The following is a 23,306-nucleotide window of genomic DNA, read 5'->3' as shown; positions in this document are numbered from 1 at the left end:
ACCATTGACCCTCAGACAACTTCTGATAGTATGGACATATAAACGTATGGACGTCTAAAGCAAAAATGGAGCTACAATGAAAAGTATTGGTCACTTAAAGAAACTAGCTTTGATTCTCACGGCAGTAGTCGGCTTAAGCGCTTGTGGAGAAAAAGATGACTCTGTCATTAAAGTGGGCGCGACAGTTGGACCACATGCACAAGTAGTCGAGGCGGTAGCGAAGGAGGCAGCGAAGCAAGGTTTGAATGTCGAAGTCATTGAGTTTTCTGACTACGTGACACCTAATGCCGCTCTTAGCGATGGTAGCATCGATATTAATAGCTATCAGCACCAGCCATTTTTAGACAACTTCAACAGTAGCCATAACGCCCAATTAGTATCAATTGGTCAGTCCATTCTTATGCGTATGGGGCTTTATTCCAATAAGTATCGCTCACTGCAAGAGCTTCCAAACAATGCACGTATAGCGCTTCCAAATGACCCTACCAACGGTGGTCGTGGTCTGTTGCTACTCGCCGATGCAGGTTTAATTGAGCTGAAACAGGGTGTTGGCCATAAAGCCGCCCTAACTGATATCACAAAAAACGCAAAATCATTTGAATTTGTCGAGGTAGATGCCGCTCAGCTACCAAGAACATTAGATGATGTGGACGCGGCTGCGATTACAATGAACTACGTAATGTCTTCTGGTTTAGATCCGAAGAAACAAAGTATCTATCTTGAAGCAAAAGACGCCCCATTAGCAGTCATGGTCATCGCCACTCGTGACGCAGACAAAAATAATGAAGCGTATAAAAAGTTCGTTTCTATTTATCAATCTCAAGCGATTCGTGATTATCTCGATCGCACTTTCAAAGGCACAATCGAAGCAGCTTTTTAATCAATAAAGCAGCGACTACTTTGCCCCACGAATCAGATAGAAAAGAGGCTAATGTTTTCTCATAGCCTCTTCTTTTCATTACTCACTAAATCGACTCATTGTCGACTTTCAGCCTCTAACTTCATTGCCAAATAAGCTTGATCAGCAGAAACCAATTCAGGGCGGTTAATCAACTTCCAGAGGAAGTATGGTGGGATTAAAAATACGATGAAGTAGAGAGATTCATGGAAAAAAACATCGGCTATCGTTTGCTGATGCTCCCAAAGTGCCGTCAGTGCGAAGAGCTCTAACATCACGCCTAATACGCCAAAGACGACAGAGACAACAATCGCTAAACCCAGTAGTTCTCTAACAAAGTGCTTGTATGCCATGATACTAATTCCTTCTAGCAATAAGTCATACTAACTTACGCTCATAAGAAACAAGTGAGCTTGATTATTATCAAACTCACCTCATCACTGTTAAGAACTTAGTTTTATAAAAAAGTACTTGTATATAGCGTCAGCGAAGACTGATTTCCCTATCACAGAGCATAGATACCTCTACAAATAGAAGGTGATGGAACGACCAACTATTGACTATATGAGCGCAACTTTAATCAGATAAGTAATATTGAACCGTCGATACCACTCGTACTTTCTTAATGTAAGGCGTGTTGCTGTCTCGGTCATAAATCGAGAACTGCCCTTGAGTTGCACGTTTGATCTTACCCAGTGAACTCTGTGAGTCTTTCGCAAATTTCTCAGCCACTTCACGCGCATTCTTAGTCGCTTCTTCGATCATGTCTGGCTTCACATCATTCAGCTTAGTAAAGCTGTACTCAACACGATTTGCATAAGGATCTTGGTTAAGCAAAACGCCTTGCTTTCCTAGCTCACCTATTTCATTGATTGCCGCTCGAACAACATCAACACTCTGGCTATAAACCGTAACGGTTCGCGAGGCCAAATAACGATACTCAATGTCTTGCTCGCTCCCATATTGCTGTGCTTTTCTGTCAATGACCGCTGGGGAAGAAAGGGAAACGCTGGTTTCAGGAAGCCCTTTGGCACTTAGAAAGTCCAAAATCAAACGGGTTTGCTGGTCAATTTCATCAAACATGGCTCCCATATCATTACTCGCTAGAGTAAATTGAATCGGCCAAATCACCGTATCAGCAGGATACTCACGCTCCGACAAACCTTTTACTGTCACGACTCTTTCATAGGCTCGGTATTTCACCGCCGTCTGCTGCATAAAATAGCCAAGGATGCCAAGACCAAGTATCAAACTTAGTCCAATCCAAAGTGCTGCTTTATTGGAAACTCGTTCCATTATTTCCCCCTGATAAATATCAACTTAGCTTAATCTTTGTTCTAGATAAGATAGCCTATCTATTGTTTTAAGAGGGAGACATAACGCGAGTTTTGATTCATAGCACAGTGATATACCGTTTTCTTTAGTCAATAAAGCTTCATTGGTTTGTCACCAAAGGCTCATGCTTTTGCCTCTTAACTGTCATCTGTAATTTCTACTATCCAATCAGCAACTTGTACGCTGAGGTAAATATGGATAGTTCAACCCCTTTTCGTCTCCCTCGTAAAACGCCGTTTGGCATTGGTGAAAACGTTGCTGAATGGGCAACCGGTTTAAACCAACTTGATAAGTTCTACGCCCAACGCCCCGTTAATGCCGATACCAAAACTTTTCTCCGCTTCACGCTGGATATCTTAGGTATCGATTATCGCATTGCTCATGGTTCACTCGACTCAGTACCTAAGCAAGGTGCTACCGTCATTGTGGCGAACCATCCGCTTGGTTGTGTGGAAGGCGTCATCTTGGCCGAACTCTTGTTGATGGTACGAGACGATATCCAAATTCTAGCCAATCAATACCTGAAAACCGTACCAGAGTTAGATCAGCTCTTCATTGGTGTCGATGTGTTTGAAGGCAAAGACGCCGTCAAATCGAATATGAAGGCCCTGAGAGCGGCCAATAAACACCTAGCAAGTGGCGGCTTATTGCTTGTCTTTCCTGCCGGTGAGGTTTCCCAGTTAGTCGATGCCAAACAGCAACGCTTGGAAGATAAAGCGTGGAGTCGAAGCGTAAGTAGCCTAATCCGCAAAAACAAAGCAACGACAGTTCCAGTATTCATCAGTGGTCAGAACTCGAAACGCTTCTATATGGCAGGGAAAATCCATCCACTTTTGCGCACCCTACTGCTTGGGCGAGAACTGCTGAACAAACAGGCGCAAACCATCAACTTATCCTTTGGCCAAGCGATAAAATTTAAAGAGCTGAACACACTTAGCGATGATCAAGTGGTGAACTATTTGCGGCTCAACACTTACTTACTCAATCGTGAAATCCAATCGGTGAAGCCCTCTTCCTCATCAGAACGGCTCTCACCAATAGCGGCAGGGTTACCCGTAGGCGAATTGCTTGAAGAACTGAACAACTTACCAAAAGAGTCCAAGCTGCTAACAAGTGGTGAGTTCGATGTCTACTGCACGGAGTCGCAGAATATCCCTTCCCTACTGCATGAAATTGGTCGCCTACGTGAGCTCAATTTCCGACAAGTTGGCGAAGGGACGGGACTAGCAATAGACATTGACCATTTCGATCATGATTACCTGCATCTGTTTGTGTGGGACAGAGAGAACCAATGCTTGGTGGGCGCGTATCGTTTAGGTCTGGTTGATCAACTGATTGAAAAGCGCGGCGTAGCAGGTCTGTATTCACGAACGTTGTTTAACTATGACCAACGCTTTATCGACCAAATGGGTAAATCCATTGAGATGGGGCGCTCTGTGATTGCACAGCAATATCAAAAGAGCATGAGCGCGCTACTGCTGCTGTGGAAAGGCATCGCAACGTTCGTTCATCAAAACCCAGATTACACTCACCTATTTGGTCCGGTAAGCATTAGCAACGATTATAGCGATACTGCACGTCAATTACTGGCTCAATCAATGACACTGCACCACTACGACAACAACTGTGCAGAATACGTCACGCCTTCTAACCCACTTCCTGAGCACCACCGTGACTGGAATACCAGCATGCTCACCGCTCTGGGTGATTTACAGCTATTGTCACGTGTCATTGCCAGAATCGATGAAGGGAAAGGAGTGCCCGTTTTGCTGCGTCAGTACTTAAGCCTCAATGGCAAGCTGGTATGCTTCAACATCGACCCTGCATTCAATAACGCTCTAGATGGATTGATTATGGTGGATTTGCGCGATGTTCAAGAAAAGACGTTGGCAAGGTATATGGGACGCGAGCAAGCTCATGACTACCTCGTCTATCATACTAATAGCAACGATGATTAAGAACAGTGATTAAGTAGAGAGTTGGGAATCACAAGAAGAACCGTGTGGCGACTCTCTTTATTTACCCTTTCATCAACTAATTAGGCGTGCTCCGTGAAGTGCGCCGAAAAGACTCTCATAGATACAATCTATCGAAAGATCTAGATAGCATTTATCTCACCAATTCCGTCACAAACTTTCACAAAAAACAAAAACAAATCCAGGTCACACTTTAAATCCACCACAACTCAACACAAAACGTGACATTGATCATTACAAGTATTTAATTCGAATTTCAAAAAAAATCAAAAGTGATCAAAGTCACAAAGTATTTTAATTTTAAATTTGTCAGAAGATCGGATTGATCACTAAGATTTTTATTGACAGATTTGAAAGTGGCTTTTTGTTATTAAGTTACAAGTTAATAAGTTGAACTTGGTCACTTAAAAACCGTTTCTCAGCCTAAGAAATGCGGGCGTAGATCACGAAAAACCCGTTGTCAGTTCCAATTGGAAAATGTGTGGTAAATTGATTGGGTACTAAGCAATCAAACAAACGGTTTTGGCGAACCGTTTACTACAACAAGATTCATCAGAACATCGAACGGGGAATTGTTATGATATCACCAGATGCCAAGATCAAGATACAAAATTTTGGTCGTTTTCTGTCAAACATGGTAATGCCAAACATCGGCGCGTTTATCGCGTGGGGCTTTATCACTGCTCTATTTATCCCAACTGGATGGCTACCAAACGAAACGTTAGCCTCTATGGTTGGCCCAATGATTACCTACTTGCTGCCACTACTTATCGGTTACACCGGTGGTAAATTAGTTGGCGGCGATCGTGGTGCGGTAGTCGGTGCAATCACAACAATGGGTGTGATTGTCGGCACAGACATCCCAATGTTTATGGGGGCAATGATGGTCGGCCCAATGGGCGGCTGGGCTATCAAGAAATTCGATAACTACATCGATGGTAAAGTAAAAAGTGGCTTCGAGATGTTGGTTAACAACTTCTCTGCGGGCATCATCGGCATGCTATGTGCGATCCTTGCCTTCATCTTTATCGGTCCATTCGTAAAAATTCTTTCTGGTGGCTTGGCGGCTGGCGTTAACTTCCTAGTTTCTGCTCACCTACTACCACTGACTTCAATCTTCGTTGAACCTGCGAAGATCCTGTTCCTAAATAACGCGATCAACCACGGTATCTTCTCTCCACTGGGTATCCAACAAGCGTCTGAGACAGGTCAATCGATCTTCTTCCTAATCGAAGCAAACCCTGGTCCTGGTCTAGGTATCCTGCTAGCTTACATGGTGTTTGGTAAAGGTACGGCTCGTCAAACTGCAGGTGGTGCATCAATCATCCACTTCTTCGGCGGTATCCACGAGATTTACTTCCCATACATCCTAATGAACCCTCGCCTAATCCTTGCGGCTATCGCAGGTGGTATGACTGGCGTATTCGTTCTAACTATCTTTAACGCAGGTATCGTTTCTCCAGCATCACCAGGTTCAATCTTTGCAATCTTGTTGATGACTCAGAAAGGCTCAATCGTTGGTGTTCTAGCGTCTATCGCAGCAGCAACAGGCGTGTCATTCGCCGTAGCAGCACTGCTAATGAAGACACAAACGTCAACAGAAGAAGACGGTGATGAAGCAGCCTTAGAAAAAGCGACATCACAAATGAAAGACATGAAATCTGCATCTAAAAACGATGCGGTGGTAAACAGCCAAAGCAAAGGTGACGTAGACCTAGCGACAGTACAAAGCATCATTGTCGCTTGTGATGCGGGCATGGGATCGAGTGCAATGGGCGCGAGCATGCTACGAAAAAAGGTTCAAGACGCAGGTCTGAACATCCACGTAACCAACCTTGCCATTAACAGCTTACCAGAGAGTGCAGATATCGTGATTACTCATAAAGACTTAACGGATCGTGCACGTAAGCATGCTCCAAACGCACACCACATTTCATTGACTAACTTCCTAGATAGCGAGATGTACAACCAGCTAGTCACCAAACTACTAGCAGCGCAAAACCAATCCGCAGCCAATGACGACCAAATGGTAAAAGTGTCAGTCATGGCAGCAAACGACGACAACTTCGAGCCACAGCAAACGTCGGTGTTCCAAATCCAGCGTGAAAACATTCACCTAGGTTTGAAAGCTGCCAACAAAGAAGAAGCGATTCGCTTCGCGGGCAACAAGTTGGTCGAACTTGGCTACGCAGAACCAGAATACGTAGACGCGATGTTTGAGCGTGAAGCATTGGTTCCAACTTACCTAGGCGAATCTATCGCAGTGCCTCACGGCACGGTAGAAGCGAAAGACCGCGTGAAGAAAACCGGCATTGTAATCTGCCAATACCCATCGGGTATCCAATTTACTGAAGACGACGATGATGTAGCGAAACTGGTTATCGGCATTGCCGCTAAGAACGATGAGCACATCCAGGTGATTACCACCATTACGAACGCGCTCGATGAGCCGGAGGCAATTGAGAAGCTAACCAGCACCAACGATGTGGAAGAGATTCTAAACATCCTTGGCGGTCAACAAGCGGCTTAATTACCCCTTTAATTTGCTCCTGAGGCAAATGAGGTCAGCTGTCACCCCCTATGCGGTTGGCCTCCCCCTAGTTTCGTAAGTCAACATTTTAGACATTGGTAGGTAAGAATTATGAAAAACGCAGTTCATTTTGGCGCAGGTAACATTGGTCGTGGCTTCATCGGTAAACTATTAGCAGACGCAGAAGTCGAGGTGACATTCGCAGACGTTGACGCTCCACTCGTCGACCAACTGAGTCACAAGCAAGAATACAAAGTAAAAGTGGTCGGTACTGAGTGCCAAATCGATACAGTAACTCACGTCACCGCGGTTAACTCAGCCAGTGAAGATGTCATCGACCGCATTGTAAAAACCGACTTGGTAACAACAGCGGTTGGCCCTAACGTACTGGACATCATTGCAAAAACCATCGCTACCGGCATTGCTAAACGCTTTGCAGCAGGTAACGATAAACCATTGAACATCATCGCGTGTGAAAACATGGTTCGTGGTACCACACACCTAAAAGGTGAAGTGTACAAACATTTGGATGAATCATTACACGCGAAAGCAGACGAGCTAGTTGGCTTCGTCGACTCCGCAGTGGACCGCATCGTACCACCAGCAGAAGCAGCGAACGATGACCCACTAGAAGTGACGGTAGAAAGCTTTAGCGAATGGATTGTGGATGAGCAGCAATTCAAGGGCGAAATCCCTGACATCGCAGGCATGGAAAGAACCAACAACCTAATGGCATTTGTAGAACGCAAGCTGTTCACTCTCAATACAGGCCATTGCATTACCGCTTACCTAGGTTGCTTGAAAGGCCATCGTACCATTCGTGAAGCAATTGAAGACCCAAGCATTCACGCTGAAGTAAAACAGGCGATGCAAGAGAGTGGTGAAGTGCTGATCAAACGTTACGGCTTCGACCGTGACATGCACAACGCCTACATCGAGAAGATTTTAGGACGCTTTGCCAACCCATACTTAGTGGATGAGGTGGATCGCGTAGGTCGTCAACCAATTCGAAAATTGGGTGCAAACGATAGATTAGTGAAGCCTTTACTCGGTACAATTGAGTATGGCACTGAAAATCAAACACTTTTGAAAGGCATTGCCGCTGCGTTGAAGTACACTAACGACACCGACCCACAAGCAGTAGAACTGCAAACCTCATTAAAAGAAGTGGGTGTGAAGAAGACGCTAGCGACATACACAGGTCTTGCAGAAGACAGTGATGAAGTGGCTCAAATCGAGACACTTTACAACCAACTTTGATTTACCTAGGGGAGCTTGGCTCCCCTTCTATGTCCCTCTCTGCTTGAAGAGTTGGGATAGCTAATAATTAGAAATGTATTCAGTATATGGCAGATAACATCAACGAAACCGAGATCATTGAGCGATTAAACAGCGCACCATCGGTACGAGGCTTTTTCATTGCAGCAGTCGACGTTTTTAACGATTCGATCGACGGGTTGGTGCAAAGAATCTTTCGTAAAGATAACTTCGCTGTTCAATCGGTTGTCGGTCCGCTGCTACAAGACTCTGGACCGCTGGGCGATCTATCTGTTCGTTTGAAGTTATTGTTTGGCTTGGGAGTGCTCCCCGATGACATTTACCACGACATCGAAGACATCATCAAACTCAAAAACCAACTCAATAGTGACGCTTCAGATTACGAATTCACTGACCCGAATATTCTAGAACCAATTAAGAAACTGCACTTGGTGAAGAAAATGGGCATGGTGCAACTGGAAGTCAGCGAACCAGATGACGACATCGACCTTGAGTTTTATCAGCTACAGCTGCAACGTCAACAACAAATCATTAAGTCAGGGCTCTCACTTGCCATTGTCGAGATTTGCAATGAGCTCGGCAAAGACAGCCCTTTTTAATCGAAAAACTGGCAAGGAAGCCTCCTCAACTCGCCCCTCTTTTTGCACATTCTTCTATACAACGTGCGTGAAAGCCATCACAGTCCATATTCCGATGTCTCTGTAACATCAGACCAATCTATCGCTAGTATTGAAACGGGATCGCATGCTTTCAATCGAAGACACTAAAACTAAGTGGGAGTTTTTCCAGAAACACCACTGGGTATCTCCAGAATTTTCCCGCACTCCCGTCCTCGAGTCGTGGGAGCGTTGCATAAAGCAATGCAGCCCTTACACCTGGTCAAAACCACATATTGCCTCTGGATTTACCTTCTCATCTCTAATGAAGCGCAACGAACATCTCATCGAATGCGCCACGACCGTACTTGAAGATACATACGATATGCTTGGTGACGAAGACCTGGTATTGATGGTAACCGATGGCAACGGCTGTATTCTCTCTACCGTCGGGCACGACTCTATGCGACAAGAGATGCAAGCGCTCGGCATAAAACAAGGCTGTTTTCTCTCCGAAGGAAAGATAGGCACAAATGCAGTCAATCTCTGTATCAACACTCATATCCCGTGTGACGTTTTTGCTGCCGAACATTTCAATCGCCACTTGCACTCTTATGCCTCTGTAGCGGCGCCTGTTTTCGACCAATTTGGCAAATTACGCGGTACAACATGCCTTTTCAGAAAAGCGGAAAGCTATAAGAAAGAAGACTTAGTCATCATCGCGTCGAGCGCGAAAGAAGTCAGCTTGCAAATCCATATTCAGTCGGAACAAGAAAATATGAACCGCCTCACTTGTGCGCACAACGCAACGTTAGAGTGCATGGATGACGGCCTTCTGGCCTGGGATGAAGAAAGCCGTATAACCATGGTAAATCACCAGTCCGAGCGCTTGTTAAACATTGAAGCCAGTCAGGTCTTGGATAAAGAAGTCTTTTCTGTTTTGCGCTTCCCACCGAATGTCCTTACTAGCATTGAGTCAGGTGCGAGCATAAACCGTAAACTCACAACGGTAGAGGTTCGTGGCGAGTTTGTTGAAGCGATCATCACCTTGCGTCCACTCAACGACGGCACACACTTATTGTTCTTGCACCCTATCGATAAAATTCGCGAACTTGCTCAACAACAAATAGGTGGCAGTGCGCGCTATACGTTCAGCACTTTGCCCGTCATTTCACGAAAAATGAAGCATGTCATAACCGTGGCAAAACGGGCCATAAAGTCCAAATCACCGATTCTAATTACGGGTGAAGAAGGTGTAGGAAAAGCCACTCTCGCCATGGCGATTCATAACGAAAGCACCTACAAAGAAGGGCCGTTCATTACGCTCAACTGCCGCTCCATCAATACAGAGCAACTGGTCAAAGAAACCCTGGGGTATGACGAAGGGCAAGGCATGCCTTCAAAGTTTGAGCTCGCCCATGGCGGTACGCTCTTTTTAGAAAAGGTGGAATATCTGTCGCCCGATTTACAAGCCGTGCTACTTAAGTTGTTAAAAACTGGGCTCGTCAGCCGCAGCGACAGTTTGCGATTGATCCCCGTAGATTTTCAACTTATTACCAGCACCGCTTCAGAGATCAGCGAGTATGTCACTCAGCGCTCATTTGGTCGGCAACTTTATTATGAAATCTCCTCGAACGAGCTGCATATTCCACCACTACGAAAGCGTAAAGAAGACATTGAATTTCTCGTCCAGCAGCTTATCAGCCATTACGAACGCCGCCACAATGTGACGATCTCGATAGAGCCAGTCGCACTGGAAGCGTTGATGAATTTTCGTTGGTCAGGCAATAACTCCGAATTAAGAAATCGAACTGAGCGAATTTTGCTTAACCGCAGTTCCAACTTAATCAAGCTGAACGATATTCCTGAAGACATTAAACTGAATTCTCGCCATACCGCAGAAAATACGCCAGTAATCACGTTAGAAGAAGCCGAGAGAAGAGCGATTGTTCAGGCTTGGAATCAGTGTGATGGCAAAATGCATGATATGGCGAAAGCATTGCAAATTGGCCGCACGACCTTATGGAGAAAAATTAATAAGTTTGGGCTGCTGGAGCAAATGAAGCTGTATTAAGTCGTGAATTGGCGTTCCTATAACAAAAGTAAAACCGGCGTAAGCACGCCGGTACAGGTGTACTAACGATAAGGTATCGATTAAACATCGACAGACAACTGACGAATCTGCGCTTTTAGTCCCGGTAGCATGCTCGAACTGGCGCTGAATTTTCGCAACCCCACGCGAAGCAATGTTTCTGTGGCATTTGGATCGCCAGCCATCTCACCACACATACTAACCGGTATGCCCGCGCGATCGCCTGCTGCACACGTGAGCTCAATGGCTTTTAGTACCGATGGTTCAAAGTAGTTCACCAATTCAGCAACGGCGGCGTTACCTCGATCGGCGGCCATAACATATTGAGTCAAATCATTGGTGCCGATAGAGAAAAAGTCGACTTCTTGGGCTAACGCATCAGCACTTAATACCGCGGCTGGCACCTCAATCATAATACCAACGGGCAAATGAGTCGCATCCAAGCCGAGTTGGTTTGCTTGATGCGCCAACAGCGCTTTTACTTTTCTCACTTCTTCAACCTGAGCCACCATCGGTATCATCAATTGAATATTCGGTTGCTCGTGAAAGGCTCTCAGAATGGCTCGAAGTTGAGCGGTAAACAATGACTCATGTTGAAGGCACAACCGCACCCCTCTCAAACCTAAAAATGGATTATCTTCTGCTGGCATAGGATAAGCGGCTAAAGGCTTGTCACCGCCAACATCTAGACTACGAATCGTAAGTGGCTTATCACCAAGTGCGGCAGCAATATCACGATACACTTGGTATTGCACTTCCTCAGTCGGCAACTCATCACTGTTTTGAAATAGAAACTCAGTCCGGAATAGACCAACGCCCTCAGCTCCTGATGTTAGTGCATCATCAATATCTTTCGGTCCACCAATATTGGCGAATACTGGAATATGGACACCATCACAGGTGACTGCGGCTTGCTGAGCACTCGCTAGTGCACTTTGTCGGGTGCTTTGCCACTCAATTTGTTGCGCTTCTAATTCCTGCTGTACGGCATCTGAAGGAGAGAACCATAAATACCCTCGGAAGCCATCAATAGTCACCACTTGACCAGCACGCACAGCATCAAGGCAGCCCTGAGCTTTAACGATGGCAGGAATACCCATCGCACGGGCAAGAATCGCACTGTGAGAGGTTTTTCCTCCTTCACTCAAACAGATACCAAGCACTTTCGATTTATCAAGCCCGGCCACATCAGAAGGCATCAGGTCGCGGGCCAACAAAATACTCGGTTCCTGAATGTCGATGGCATTAGGCGTTACGCCTGTCATTTCAACCATAACTTGGCGTGCGATATCATGCACATCAGCTTCGCGTTCCCGCATGTACTGACTTTCTGCCTGGCGAAACTCTTCGGCCAACCTTTGCAGTGATTCTACCCAAGCTTGCTCGGCTATCATGCCCGTTTGAATTCGCGACTCGACCGATGCCCATAATTCTGGGTCACTGAGCATCATGCTATGAGCAGCAAATATTTCCCCTTTCGGCTGCTTCGCTTGCTCCTGCAAATGTTGAACAACCACGCCTATCGCACGCTTAACCCGTTCAATTTCATCTTGTTCACTTTGGAAATCACGTTCAGGCACAGCTGGCATTTCATGAGTAAAAAGGACAGCAGGAGCAGTAGCGATACCGTCATTAACTCGAATACCAACAACAGCACCTTCAATCTGACTTGAGGCCATGCCATCGAGCAGAGTATCCGAGCTTTCTTCAGGTTCGACAATGCCTTGCTCAACCGCCTCTTTTTCTCCGAAGTGCTCACTAGCTAAGGCTTCAAATGCCTTGATTGCTTCACTGGATTGAGGTCCAAGTGCGCATAAGGTGATCGTCTCTTGACTACGAACGCCAAGTTTCGCAATGCTGTTTAAGCTTTTCGCGTTCACACGGCGCTCGCCTTTTTTCAACCATAATTGGCAGTCGAAAGGCGCGAGTGCACCAACAATGGCCGCAGTGGGGCGAGCATGTAATCCATGCGGATTTTGCACTACCCAATCAAATGTCCGTTCTTGCTCAAAGTTCTCTGATACTAGCGCTATCTCAGCGGATGTTAGTGGCTGATCACCAAGATGCTCTTGTTTTACGCTTAACGCATTCTGTGCCTCTTCGACTACCGTCGATAAAGGTAGTCCGGCAGCAGCAGCCACCGACGCCGCCATGGTTCCTTCAACAATAGGTGCCGAGATAAGGGTGACATTTTCCCTCACATGATCATCAATCAGGTCCAGAGCCATTTCCGTGCTAAGCAACGCGCTGCCAAGATCCATCAACACAACAACCCCTTGTTGATCTTGTACCTGCTCAATCGCTTCCATCACGGCAATGGCATCGGTTCCGATCGGGTTCTCTGGATCATCAATCCCAGCAGCAATCGCAAGCTTGGCTTTGCCTTGCGTCATTTGGGTGGCAAGTTCTGCCACCCCTTCGGCAAGTCGACGACTATGAGATACAACTACAATTCCCACCATCTTAATTACCTGCTATTGCCTGCTGTAGTGCTTTAATCATTAACAAAGAAGAGGTTGCACCGGGATCTTGGTGACCAATACTGCGTTCACCTAAATAGCTTGCTCGCCCTTTTTTCGCCAACATTTCAATCGTGGCAACCGCGCTCGTTTCTGCTAGCTCAACCATTTCATTCAGTAAGTGATCGGCGCTCATGCCATTTTCTAACGACGCCTTCACGCTAACTAAAACGGGTAACCAAACATCACACATGGTTTTATCACCCAGCTCTGCTTTACCACGAGACACCACGCCATCCACACCGCTTTTTAGTGCATCCACTAACTCTTCAAACGTTAATTGCTCTCGAGTTCCGACAGCGGCAGCCGTACGAATAAACAGCGTGCCATACAGCGGGCCACTTGCCCCACCGACACTAGAAAGCAAGGTCATACCCGTATTCTTGAGAATGCTGCCGATATTTTGGTCCGCAAATTGCGGCAGTTTTTCAGCAACTTTTTTAAAGCCACGGTTCATATTGAGACCGTGGTCGGCGTCACCAATATCACGATCAAGGTCGGTCAGAAAATCTTGATTCTCTTGATACGTTTTTGCACATAACTCTAGCCAGTGAACGATATGTTGTTTTTCAATTTGCATGTTTGCTCTCCCCTGTTACCACTTGATCGCGGCCGTATCGACAGGAGCATCAAACAGCTCCAACATCTCTTTGTCTGCCTTTAGCAACGTAATCGAAACGCCTTCCATATCGAGTGACGTACAGAAGTTACCAACCATATTACGCACGATACGGAACCCTGCTTGCTCGCAGTTATGAGCCAGACGACGGTACACTCCGTAAAGCTCTGAAGTTGGCGTACCACCCATACCATTCACCATCACGATGTAGTCGTGTTCAGCGGCGAAAGGCTCAATGCTGGATTCCACTTCATCCCATTCACCTTCGTCACGATTCCAAATACGCAATGTGCGCTGATAAGGTGTGTTTTCAGCAACTTCAGCAAACATTTCATCCACTAACGTATCGACATCGGTGTATTTCACTCGCTTGATACCTGGTTCACCATGGATACCAACACCAAACTCCACTTCATCATCTTCCAGAACAAAAGATGGTTTACCTGCTGCGGGTACAACACAAGCATTAAGCGCCACGCCAAATGAACGACAGTGATTATTAACGCGACGAGCCAGTGCTTCACATTGCTCCAACGAATAACCTTTGCTCGCGGCAGCCCCAACTAACTTTTCAACCAATACCGTTCCAGCTACGCCACGGCGACCAGCGGTATACAGGCTGTCTTTGACTGCAACATCGTCATCCACCAACACCGACCCAACTTTGATGCCATCGGTATGAAGCAGCTCCACAGCCGTTTCAAAGTTCAACACGTCTCCGGTGTAGTTTTTAATGATAAATAGCACGCCTTCACCAGTATTCACTTGGTTGCCACATTCGTACATTTGATCAGGCGTAGGTGAAGTAAATACCTCTCCAGGGCAGGCGCCTGTCAGCATGCCTTTACCAATAAAACCTGCGTGCAAAGGTTCATGACCACAGCCACCACCAGAAACCAGTGCCACTTGCCCCGGTGTTTCCTCGTGCCACATGTAACGAGGCTCGTAGTTCGCTTTTAGCTCAGGGCGGGACAATGCCAGGCCTTCCATTTGCTGCAATACAACATCATCGACTTGGTTAATTAACTTTTTCATCGTTCTATCTCATTCCATTTATATTTTTATGTAGGGTATGAATTCATCTTAAACAGAGAAAAAGCGTGCTCAAAAAAAATCAATCTGTTTCATATTGAAACATAAACTTCGGCATTATTGTTTCAATATGAAACGAAAAACGACAAATTTTCCTGAATAGTGATCGTCGCCATAAAGCATGCTGATGCTTATTACTTCTGACAGTCGGTTTGACACAGAGGTCATAAAAGCATGGAACAAAACCAGAGATATCCTTCACCACTTACCACACCAAACCTAATATAAACCTTATCCCTACAATGGATATTCATTGCAGTCCAAAGCACACATAAAAAAGGTTAAAGGTTTGAATTATGGACAAAATTATTATCAGCCCAAGCAAATACGTCCAAGGTGAACAAGTACTTACATCTATCGCTCACTATGTGAAAACATTGGGTGAACGTCCGTTAGTAATTGCCGATGAGTTCGTGACTAACCTGGTTGGTGATGACGTCAAACAAAGTTTTGCTGACGAAAAGCTTCCACTCACTATGAACATTTTTGGTGGCGAATGTTCACGCGTTGAGATTGAACGCATCACGGACATTTGTGCCACTCAGAAACACGATGTCATTGTCGGTATTGGTGGTGGTAAAACGTTAGATACAGCAAAGGCTGTTGCGTTTTACACAAAAATTCCTGTCGTGGTGGTTCCTACGATTGCCTCGACTGATGCGCCAACCTCAGCGCTTGCGGTGATATACACACCTGAAGGTGAATTTGCAGAATATTTGATGATCCCTAAAAACCCAGACATGGTCATCATGGATACGTCAGTCATCGCCAAAGCCCCTGTTCGCTTACTTGTATCGGGGATGGGCGACGCGCTTTCCACCTACTTTGAAGCTCGTGCCAACATGACTTCTGGTAAGGCAACAATGGCTGGTGGGTTAGCGACGCGTTCAGCACAAGCGCTTGCGAAACTTTGCTATGAAACCTTGCTTGAAGATGGTGTAAAAGCAAAAGCTGCGGTAGAAAATGGTGTGAGCACCAAAGCGGTAGAAAACATTATTGAAGCCAATACATACCTAAGCGGTATCGGTTTTGAAAGCAGTGGTCTAGCGGGTGCTCACGCTATTCATAACGGCCTAACTAAGCTTGAAGAGTGTCATCATCTCTATCATGGTGAGAAAGTCGCGTTCGGCACACTTGTTCAGCTGGTACTAGAAAACGCAGCGATGGAAGAGATTAATACGGTTCTTGCATTCTGCCGCTCTGTAGGTCTACCAACCAACTTATTTGATATGGGCGTTAAAGAGCTTAACCACGCTAAGTTGCGCGAGGTCGCCGAAGCCTCAACGGCCGAGGGAGAAACCATCCACAATATGCCATTCCCAGTGACGGCAGAAAATGTCTACTCTGCAATTCTAACCGCTCACCAGTTGGGTCAATAACTCCCCCCCTTAAAGTGGGCTTAAATAAAAAAGCGGCACATACTCTCGCATGTGCCGCTTGGTGTCGTCGGACATTAAAGATTAAAACTTTTCTTTTGTGCAAACCTTATTAATATGTAGCGAAACAGGGATTGAGGTGACAATAAAGATTGAAACTAAGTCAATCTCACTACTTTCAAAAGCTAAAATTATGACAATAAAGTTTGAAACTTTTAGAAAGCCCACCTCTACCTAATGCGCATAAGAACGCTGCCCCTGCACAGGGCATCTTCAGCGTTCATGGTGAACACGTAGGCCATTAGTTAACGGCTCATAGACAACTCGTTAGCAAATGATGCCGTCACCGCACTTCTATCACGAGCTATTTGGTCGATAACCTCTTAAATAACGGAGCATCACATGACGAACTAAACTTCATCCCAACACGTTGCCGTTTCCCAGTTCAATTCAGAGAAAAGGTTAATCGCCGATTGCTCTACTAAAACGTCTTCCGCGTATGTCATAGTTTGTCTAACAACCCTAAATTATGCTTCTTATTGAATGAAGAAGAACTCTCAAGATAATCTTGCGCGATATCAGAAATCCTATTTATCAATTTTAGGTCTGTTGTTATAAATCCCACAGGAATACTAACTGGATGCGTTTCTGGCCTTGAAATGTGATAGCACACAACGGCGAAAGTTCCGTCAAGCACAATGACTTCTACACTGCCTCCAAGAAAGCCTTCTATTAAACCGTATAGGTTGTTAGAACCGTTCTTGAAGTCATTTTTCCAGCCCCCGATCGCTCGCCTATCAGCTATATCTGATAACGGCAGATAAATTGAAGGGGTGTATATACGTTGAGGGTTCTTATCTTTCGTAAGCTGGGCTTGTTCAATTTCATTGAAACAGAACACAAGCTTTTTACTTTTTCCCCAAAAACCATCAGAAGGAGCAATCCATGTTAGTTGCTTTACTGCTTTACCCTTGGATTTTTTGTATGTTTCAGGAAGAGCCTTCAAAAGCTTCTTAATGTGCTCCCAGTTATTGTCAGCATAAATTGGGCCGACAAATGGAATCTCCTTTTTGCTATCAGTCAAGGCTTCCGCATAACGATGTCCTAACGCTGCAATATCAATTGAGTTGCTATTGAATATATCCTTTGTCCAAGTATCACCAAAGGACTTCATAGCCAAACCAATCTCTTGAATATTTTGACCTTTTTGGGATTGATTCAACGAAGTAGTTATCGCTTCATGCACTTTAGATGAATCATCTAATTGTTCAAAGTCTGCTCGCTCAATTGCCTTCCCTTCTTGATCAATGGCAAAGTAACTCGTTAAGCGCATAGGGTCTTGCGTTAATTTACTAACGGAATCAATTGTATAAATACTAGGCCGTTCACTTCCTTCTGTACGAACACCTTTTAAATAGTCATTATCCAATAATTGATAGAAGTTCTTTTGAAAGTTTGATTTTGCTAACCCTTCCGTTTCAGACAACTTTTTATTATCAACGGATAGCTTGATGCCAGCATTCCACCCGCCCGAACTGCGTTTATTTCCAATGCAGTTAAAGCCACAAAGTTCAAATGAAAGTGCTGCACCAGTTTCCTGGATTGAATTGGTTTTAGGTGGCTTGCCAATACCCTCGAAGTACCCCGCAGACTGAGGGGTCAATTGAACAAGACCTAACTCATTAAAAGTAAGGTCACCCTTATCCATTAAATCGCCAATAGCTTCATTAACCTCAAGCTTATTTAGACCCAAGTAAATTGCAATCTGGGATGGTTTCATGGGTGCTAGTTGCACCAATCTCAGGACAAACTCTCGTATGAATGAAAGCCCCTGCTTGGTCACGTATGAAAAACGGAAGTTAAAGCGTTGAGCAGGTACTATGAAATCAACCTCATGGTAATTTAATCTAATTTCTTCAGTCATTTTTTAACCCCATTAAGGTCGCTATTGATTTTATGGATACGGTAATCAGTCGAACTTTTAATTTGACCAGAGATATAACTTAGCACTCTCCCTAACGGTAGTTTACTGTTATTTCCTTGCCACATATGGGTTGAACCCACAATCATCAACCGATCCATTGCTCGAGAAATTGCAACATTAATGCGATTCGGAGTTCTTAAGAATTTTGGTTTCTTATCGCGACTAGAACGAGTTACAGAAAGAATAATAACTCTGTTTTCCTTACCTTGATAACTATCTACAGTATCTATTTTAATAAGATCTTTGAAGTCATCATCCCACTCTATCTCTTTGAATTTTTGACGAATTAGTCTTTTTTGTTCGCCGTACATACAAATAACACCAACAGCCGCTTCACCTTTTTTTACCACTCCCTTAAGTTTCGCTACAAACTCAGGTTTGCTAGCAATATCTTTTAATAAGTTGATAATGATATCTGCTTCTGTTCGGTTATATATACTGACGCCACGATCCGAACGATGATGTGACTTGTCACCTAGATGCGATGTATCAACCCAAGACACCACACTTTGTAGCATTTCTGGTGCAGCACCATAAATATCAGGTACTTTGCGCTCACCATTTTCTAATTCACCTTTATAGAATGTATCCGAAACAATGTTACCAATAGGAGGAGCCATACGGTACTGAGTTAACAAAGATGCACCTGCTAGCCTACCGTATGGTGATTCAAACGCTCTCGCAAAGTCACTTTGTAAAACAGCGTCAAGATCAATATCTTTGTCGGCTAAACCGAGTTTAAGTGCTAACGCTTTTTTATGGGCGTCGGAATACAAAGGGGGTAATTGTTTATGGTCACCGACAAGAAGAACTCTTTTGCCCGATTGCATTGCAATAGCAAGCTCACTTGCTATTGAGCGAGCCGCCTCGTCGATAATAACCCAATCATATTGATTATCAGCAATGCCTAGGTGACGTTGCCCTATACCAACACAAGTCCCAGTTACTAATTGTCTTGATCGAGCAAAAAACTCATCATAATTAACACGTTCAGTTTCAAGTACGTCTAGCATGTCACCTGAAATATTAGCTAATGCGATAGCTTTCCCTGCTTCATCTGGCCTAACAGAGTACCGCGAACATAAGTATTGAATTACTTTGGTTTTCGCATTTCGAACATCCAAACTTTCATCGTAGCTAATGCCATATTTACTACTTAATGCCTCGCGAATAGTCGAATCTAGATCAACCACACTTTTCTTAATAATGTGTATTTCATCTTTTTCTAGGACCCCATAATTCATCGACTCCAATGAATTATGCAAAGTATCAATCTGTTTAAACAGAGTTAGCTCTGCTTCCACTAAATCAGACAAAAATTCAGCCTGTAATCCAAGGGCTTGAGATAAAGATGCGACCCGATACTTTGCTTCAGCTCTAAATAACTCTCTTTTTTCTGCAACTATCGCATTTGAGTAAACATCTTTAAGGCCAGTTGAAACTGCACCTTCTCGGTTACTAAACCTTACAACATCCAATTCCGTATCAAGACGAGAACAGTGCTTACGAATTCTATCTGCTGCCGTATTGACAGCTTCGTGCGATTGGCTAACTAGAAGAATATTCTTTACATTCTGCTTTTCAATTAAATGATGTACAAAGGCAGCAATAAACTCAGTCTTACCTGTTCCAGGCGGACCTTGTAACATTGAAAGAGGGCCGTTACTTAAAAGTTGCTGGAATGCTTTTCTCTGTTGCTGGTTTAGGCTAATTTTATTGTTATGCTCATCGGTACGATCGTAGCGAGCAAAGTCATCAGATGTCACTGGTTTATCATAATGTACCGTCGGAGAGCTGCAATCAGGGTCAAAATACTGAGCCAAGTTACTGACAACACTTTCATGTTCCAATATACGCTCTAATGCAGCCTTACGTTTGACATAGGAAGCTTTATCTTGCTTTGTTCGGAAGAAAACTTGGTCTCCATCCTCTAAGTTTCTAGCTTTGAAATTGACTCGGTGCAACCTAATTTCATTGAGCGCACTTTGTTTAAGCTTAACTTCGCCAAGACGAGTTTCCTCATCTCCGACTATTTTTAAAGCTTCAATAACATCATTTTTGTTAAAGTGTCCAAGTACATCAACGTCAGAAGCGTATGGAAGAATAAGTTGATCGTCAGAATCTTTTACTTCATTTGCTCCCCCAAGAACTTCAATGTAAGGGTAAGCTTGGGTTTCTGTCTCTATAACCGCCTTCCATAGCTTATGAGTAGATATTGTAAGGTGATCAGTTGAAGTATTTTTTGCTTCGATGCTTTTAAATACTTCATCCAGTTGACTAGTAAGGCCATCAACTTTTTGCTCTTCTTCAACTGGTTTAAGTACTGTTTCTACCGTTCGGTTAAATGACTCATTGCCCATTAGCTTTTTAGTCAATTGGCTTAGTTCCATGACAGAGCCAGACTTAATCGTAATTGGAAAGTCTAAGACTAATTGACATCTTTCAATATCTTTCGGATGAATAGAGTCTCGAGCACGAGGAGGAAAAGCAACAATAAACCCTTTTTCATTCGAGGTATAAATGACACGGGCGTTCCCGCCAAGCCCATAAAATGTAACCATTACATCAGTGCTGTTTTGATTGCTTTTTTCAACAAAAACATACAACTTTCCGTTATCTGGATAAATTGTAATAGTTTCAAAATCTTTATTACTGCTAATGATAACCGGACTAACAGCCACAGCTTTTTTTGGTTTTAAAGCTGCTTTGAATCGAAAAAGATCTTTGAAGCCTGCACTAGGGTCATTCACCTCAACCTTTATGGCATCACTAAGCTCAGGATAGTCACTTGAATCGGCTCCCCATTCCTCCCCCAATAGCTCCAACGACAATCTCATTACTGCAAAATTATCTCGCTCGAAAGGAGTGCAATTATCTATATTTTCTGGGCTATACAGATGATTTTTCGGTTCATCACCATCAGCACAGAAATCGGGTACATCGATTAGCGTTAGGTCAAACCCATCAATTGTCTTAGTTAGTATAATGTTTTCAGGGTGTAAGTCGCCATGATAAAGGCCTAGCCCGTGTAAATGCTCTACAGACTCGACTAACTTATCAATCACCGCCAAGCATTGTTCGTTGCCAATTAACGATTTATTCCAAGTAAACCCTTCAACCCTATCTGTAACCATAAATAAGCTAGAAGACTTCGTGGCAATACCAAACTCTCTAACACATGGTAAATATGGTGGGTTTATCGATCTGATCTTCTCGAGGCGTTGTAAAAAGTGCAGTGCTTTATAACTCAGTGCCGGATCGTCAATCGATGGGTTGACATTGAGCCATGCTTTTACCATCAACCCATCTGATACATAAACTTCCTTTTCATCAGTCTCCACAATAAGATCATCATCTTCACGATATTGGCGGGAATGACTAATGTTCCTTCTATAAGGCTCAAGTTCACTATCGTCAAACTCAAATGTTCGTGCATCGCTCGGTTCAGCTTCTTTTAACGCATCAAACAGCTCTTCAGCATCATGATAATGCCCTTCATAGATCGCGTTATTTAGGACAACACTGTACCACTCAGAGCAAGAAACTAGCTTCTCATCTAATTTTTCTAGACTTACCTGTGAAATCCGTTCGTCGTTTAAAATATGCCAACACAAAATGCCGAGTGTTTTTACATCATTTTGAAAAGGTGAAAGCCCATCATCTGAATTTTTACCAGATACAGATAATTGTGAGCGGTAATCTCCAACCGTACCAATAGGTTGATGATAGGCAGAGACGAAATTAGATAAAGCAATCTCTTTACCAGGAGAAATCCACAAACTATGGTCACCTAAGTCTCGGTGAGCGACTTTCATCTTATGCAAATCTGCAAATTTTGCGACGAGCAACTTAACTAAGTTTGAACGATCAATATCAGAGAAATTTTTACCAAACTTCCCAATAAACTCGTTAAATCGACTGTGATTTGGTGGTAACTCAAATACTTCATTAAATTCAGTTGTAACATCATCAGACTGCACATTGGTTAATGAACGCAAACAATGTTTATATAGGTCTAAATTCTGGTGCTTGATATAGCTGAGTATCTCACGCTCACGAGAAACGATGCTATAACGACCTTCAGGTGTGCCTCCTTTTACCCCATCAAAGTTTTTAAAATTCCATACACGTAATAACGCTTCATCCTGTTTGGATGACTCTGATTTGGCTAAAAATTCTCTATACAACTTAGTTGGGTGTTCATCAAATATCAGCGATTCCGCTTTATAGCCATTCACACTGATTTGTTTAGGGCCAGTTGAGCTTCCTAAGAACAGTTCATCGAAAATGGCAAAATCTTGGTTTAGTACTTGAGAATTTGGGTGGGGGCGAAACTTATTATTGAATGTTTTTTTGTCGGCATAAGTTAAAAATTCGTCCAGGCTAATCGTGTGATGCAATTCTGTATCGGGGAGTTTGCTAAAATCAGCATTGCCTGACATCACAATAAAGAAATGAACAAACGGTGTGAAACCTTTATTGCTAAAGCGATGTTTCTCTCGTTTAAGCTTATTGTCCAATAAGAACTTTTTGTTTCGCGTGACACTCACTGGAGAGCGTCCCATCAGTTGGTTATTTTTGTACCATTTATCCTGGTTACAGGTAATCTCACCGTGGTTCCAATCTTTCAGCTCAATAATGAAAACATTACAATGAGTCACAATAACAAGGTCAAACTCACCTTCATAGCCCCGGTCGGAGTCCACAAACCTGAATCCGGCATACCCTTTCCATGGGAACATTGATGAACCACTACGCGCTTGCTTTTTGTTTGCTAGCTTAGGTTTAGAAAAAGCGGCCTTAATTTTATCAATGGCACTAATTTCTTGGGCTTGCAGCCCTCCTTCCCACAGTTCTATTTCCAAGGTTTACCTCGTTCTTAAATGATTTTCACCAACGTAAAAACGTCAATGTAACACTAGCCAATTTGCGTGTTCTTGTAGTCTAAATATTACTCAAAAAATACTTAATGATATGAAACAACGTACTAATAGATTTTACTCAAAAATGA

The 23,306-nt window shown here is 43.9% G+C and carries 14 protein-coding genes; 7 read left to right on the top strand and 7 right to left on the bottom strand.

Annotated features, from left to right (window positions below; genetic code table 11):
- Positions 1-76: 76 nt before the first annotated feature.
- Entirely contained in the window at positions 77-880 is an 804-nt protein-coding gene (locus R7035_RS06645; protein WP_017633488.1) for a MetQ/NlpA family ABC transporter substrate-binding protein, read from the top strand.
- A 95-nt stretch (positions 881-975) separates the two neighbouring features.
- On the opposite strand, the gene R7035_RS06640 is transcribed toward R7035_RS06645, so the two are convergent.
- Positions 976-1,251 (bottom strand): hypothetical protein, encoded by a 276-nt coding sequence (locus tag R7035_RS06640; RefSeq protein ID WP_005379716.1) that lies wholly within the window; start codon positions 1,249-1,251, stop codon positions 976-978.
- A gap of 223 nt (positions 1,252-1,474) precedes the next feature.
- Positions 1,475-2,194: an SIMPL domain-containing protein gene (locus R7035_RS06635; protein ID WP_005379714.1), complete on the bottom strand. Its 720-nt coding sequence runs from the start codon at positions 2,192-2,194 to the stop codon at positions 1,475-1,477.
- Positions 2,195-2,427: 233 nt separating this feature from the next.
- Between R7035_RS06635 and R7035_RS06630 the strand changes: the two genes are divergently transcribed.
- The 5 genes from R7035_RS06630 to dhaR all read left to right on the top strand — a co-directional run bounded on the left by R7035_RS06630 (position 2,428) and on the right by dhaR (position 10,687).
- Positions 2,428-4,191 carry a lysophospholipid acyltransferase family protein gene (locus tag R7035_RS06630; RefSeq protein WP_318100793.1) on the top strand — a complete coding sequence of 588 codons (1,764 nt, stop codon included), beginning with the start codon at positions 2,428-2,430 and terminating at the stop codon, positions 4,189-4,191.
- Positions 4,192-4,786: 595 nt separating this feature from the next.
- Entirely contained in the window at positions 4,787-6,739 is a 1,953-nt protein-coding gene (locus tag R7035_RS06625) for a PTS mannitol transporter subunit IICBA (protein WP_318100796.1), read from the top strand.
- Positions 6,740-6,850: 111 nt separating this feature from the next.
- Positions 6,851-7,999, top strand: coding sequence for a mannitol-1-phosphate 5-dehydrogenase (locus R7035_RS06620; RefSeq protein WP_318100800.1), 1,149 nt, complete (start codon positions 6,851-6,853; stop codon positions 7,997-7,999).
- A gap of 86 nt (positions 8,000-8,085) precedes the next feature.
- On the top strand, positions 8,086-8,616 hold the full coding sequence (locus tag R7035_RS06615; RefSeq protein ID WP_005379708.1) for an MltR family transcriptional regulator: 531 nt from the start codon (positions 8,086-8,088) through the stop codon (positions 8,614-8,616).
- A 145-nt stretch (positions 8,617-8,761) separates the two neighbouring features.
- Positions 8,762-10,687 carry a dihydroxyacetone kinase operon transcriptional regulator DhaR gene (gene dhaR, locus R7035_RS06610; protein ID WP_318100802.1) on the top strand — a complete coding sequence of 642 codons (1,926 nt, stop codon included), beginning with the start codon at positions 8,762-8,764 and terminating at the stop codon, positions 10,685-10,687.
- 80 nt (positions 10,688-10,767) lie between these two features.
- Here the strand turns inward: dhaR and ptsP are convergent, their stop codons facing one another.
- The 3 genes from ptsP to dhaK are packed head-to-tail and all read right to left on the bottom strand — an operon-like array spanning position 10,768 to position 14,878.
- Entirely contained in the window at positions 10,768-13,167 is a 2,400-nt protein-coding gene (gene ptsP / locus R7035_RS06605) for a phosphoenolpyruvate--protein phosphotransferase (protein ID WP_318100805.1), read from the bottom strand.
- Position 13,168: 1 nt separating this feature from the next.
- Positions 13,169-13,804 (bottom strand): dihydroxyacetone kinase subunit DhaL, encoded by a 636-nt coding sequence (gene dhaL, locus R7035_RS06600; protein ID WP_053304323.1) that lies wholly within the window; start codon positions 13,802-13,804, stop codon positions 13,169-13,171.
- A gap of 15 nt (positions 13,805-13,819) precedes the next feature.
- Positions 13,820-14,878 carry a dihydroxyacetone kinase subunit DhaK gene (dhaK, locus tag R7035_RS06595; RefSeq protein ID WP_005379704.1) on the bottom strand — a complete coding sequence of 353 codons (1,059 nt, stop codon included), beginning with the start codon at positions 14,876-14,878 and terminating at the stop codon, positions 13,820-13,822.
- Positions 14,879-15,231: 353 nt separating this feature from the next.
- Between dhaK and R7035_RS06590 the strand changes: the two genes are divergently transcribed.
- On the top strand, positions 15,232-16,314 hold the full coding sequence (locus tag R7035_RS06590) for a glycerol dehydrogenase (RefSeq protein ID WP_005379703.1): 1,083 nt from the start codon (positions 15,232-15,234) through the stop codon (positions 16,312-16,314).
- A 499-nt stretch (positions 16,315-16,813) separates the two neighbouring features.
- On the opposite strand, the gene R7035_RS06585 is transcribed toward R7035_RS06590, so the two are convergent.
- The gene (locus tag R7035_RS06585; RefSeq protein WP_318146035.1) at positions 16,814-18,235 is read right to left on the bottom strand and encodes a hypothetical protein; all 1,422 of its coding nucleotides are present in this window, start codon (positions 18,233-18,235) and stop codon (positions 16,814-16,816) included.
- Positions 18,232-23,160, bottom strand: coding sequence for an AAA domain-containing protein (locus tag R7035_RS06580; protein WP_318146034.1), 4,929 nt, complete (start codon positions 23,158-23,160; stop codon positions 18,232-18,234). Before R7035_RS06580 ends, R7035_RS06585 begins: the two co-directional genes overlap by 4 nt.
- Positions 23,161-23,306: the final 146 nt, after the last annotated feature.

The organism is Vibrio sp. 1731 (genome assembly GCF_033339955.1).
Classification (GTDB): Bacteria; Pseudomonadota; Gammaproteobacteria; order Enterobacterales; family Vibrionaceae; genus Vibrio; species Vibrio alginolyticus.
The sequence above is the reverse complement of the archived record's forward strand: the minus strand, read 5'-3'. Positions and strand labels throughout refer to the sequence as shown.

Excerpts from the sequence above, each read along its gene's own strand:
- R7035_RS06625 (WP_318100796.1), top strand. The coding sequence starts at position 4,787 with ATGATATCACCAGATGCCAAGATCAAGATACAAAATTTTGGTCGTTTT.
- ptsP (WP_318100805.1), bottom strand. The coding sequence starts at position 13,167 with ATGGTGGGAATTGTAGTTGTATCTCATAGTCGTCGACTTGCCGAAGGG.
- R7035_RS06590 (WP_005379703.1), top strand. The coding sequence starts at position 15,232 with ATGGACAAAATTATTATCAGCCCAAGCAAATACGTCCAAGGTGAACAA.
- R7035_RS06585 (WP_318146035.1), bottom strand. The coding sequence starts at position 18,235 with ATGACTGAAGAAATTAGATTAAATTACCATGAGGTTGATTTCATAGTA.
- R7035_RS06645 (WP_017633488.1), top strand. The coding sequence starts at position 77 with ATGAAAAGTATTGGTCACTTAAAGAAACTAGCTTTGATTCTCACGGCA.
- dhaK (WP_005379704.1), bottom strand. The coding sequence starts at position 14,878 with ATGAAAAAGTTAATTAACCAAGTCGATGATGTTGTATTGCAGCAAATG.
- R7035_RS06635 (WP_005379714.1), bottom strand. The coding sequence starts at position 2,194 with ATGGAACGAGTTTCCAATAAAGCAGCACTTTGGATTGGACTAAGTTTG.
- R7035_RS06630 (WP_318100793.1), top strand. The coding sequence starts at position 2,428 with ATGGATAGTTCAACCCCTTTTCGTCTCCCTCGTAAAACGCCGTTTGGC.
- dhaR (WP_318100802.1), top strand. The coding sequence starts at position 8,762 with ATGCTTTCAATCGAAGACACTAAAACTAAGTGGGAGTTTTTCCAGAAA.
- dhaL (WP_053304323.1), bottom strand. The coding sequence starts at position 13,804 with ATGCAAATTGAAAAACAACATATCGTTCACTGGCTAGAGTTATGTGCA.
- R7035_RS06615 (WP_005379708.1), top strand. The coding sequence starts at position 8,086 with ATGGCAGATAACATCAACGAAACCGAGATCATTGAGCGATTAAACAGC.
- R7035_RS06620 (WP_318100800.1), top strand. The coding sequence starts at position 6,851 with ATGAAAAACGCAGTTCATTTTGGCGCAGGTAACATTGGTCGTGGCTTC.
- R7035_RS06640 (WP_005379716.1), bottom strand. The coding sequence starts at position 1,251 with ATGGCATACAAGCACTTTGTTAGAGAACTACTGGGTTTAGCGATTGTT.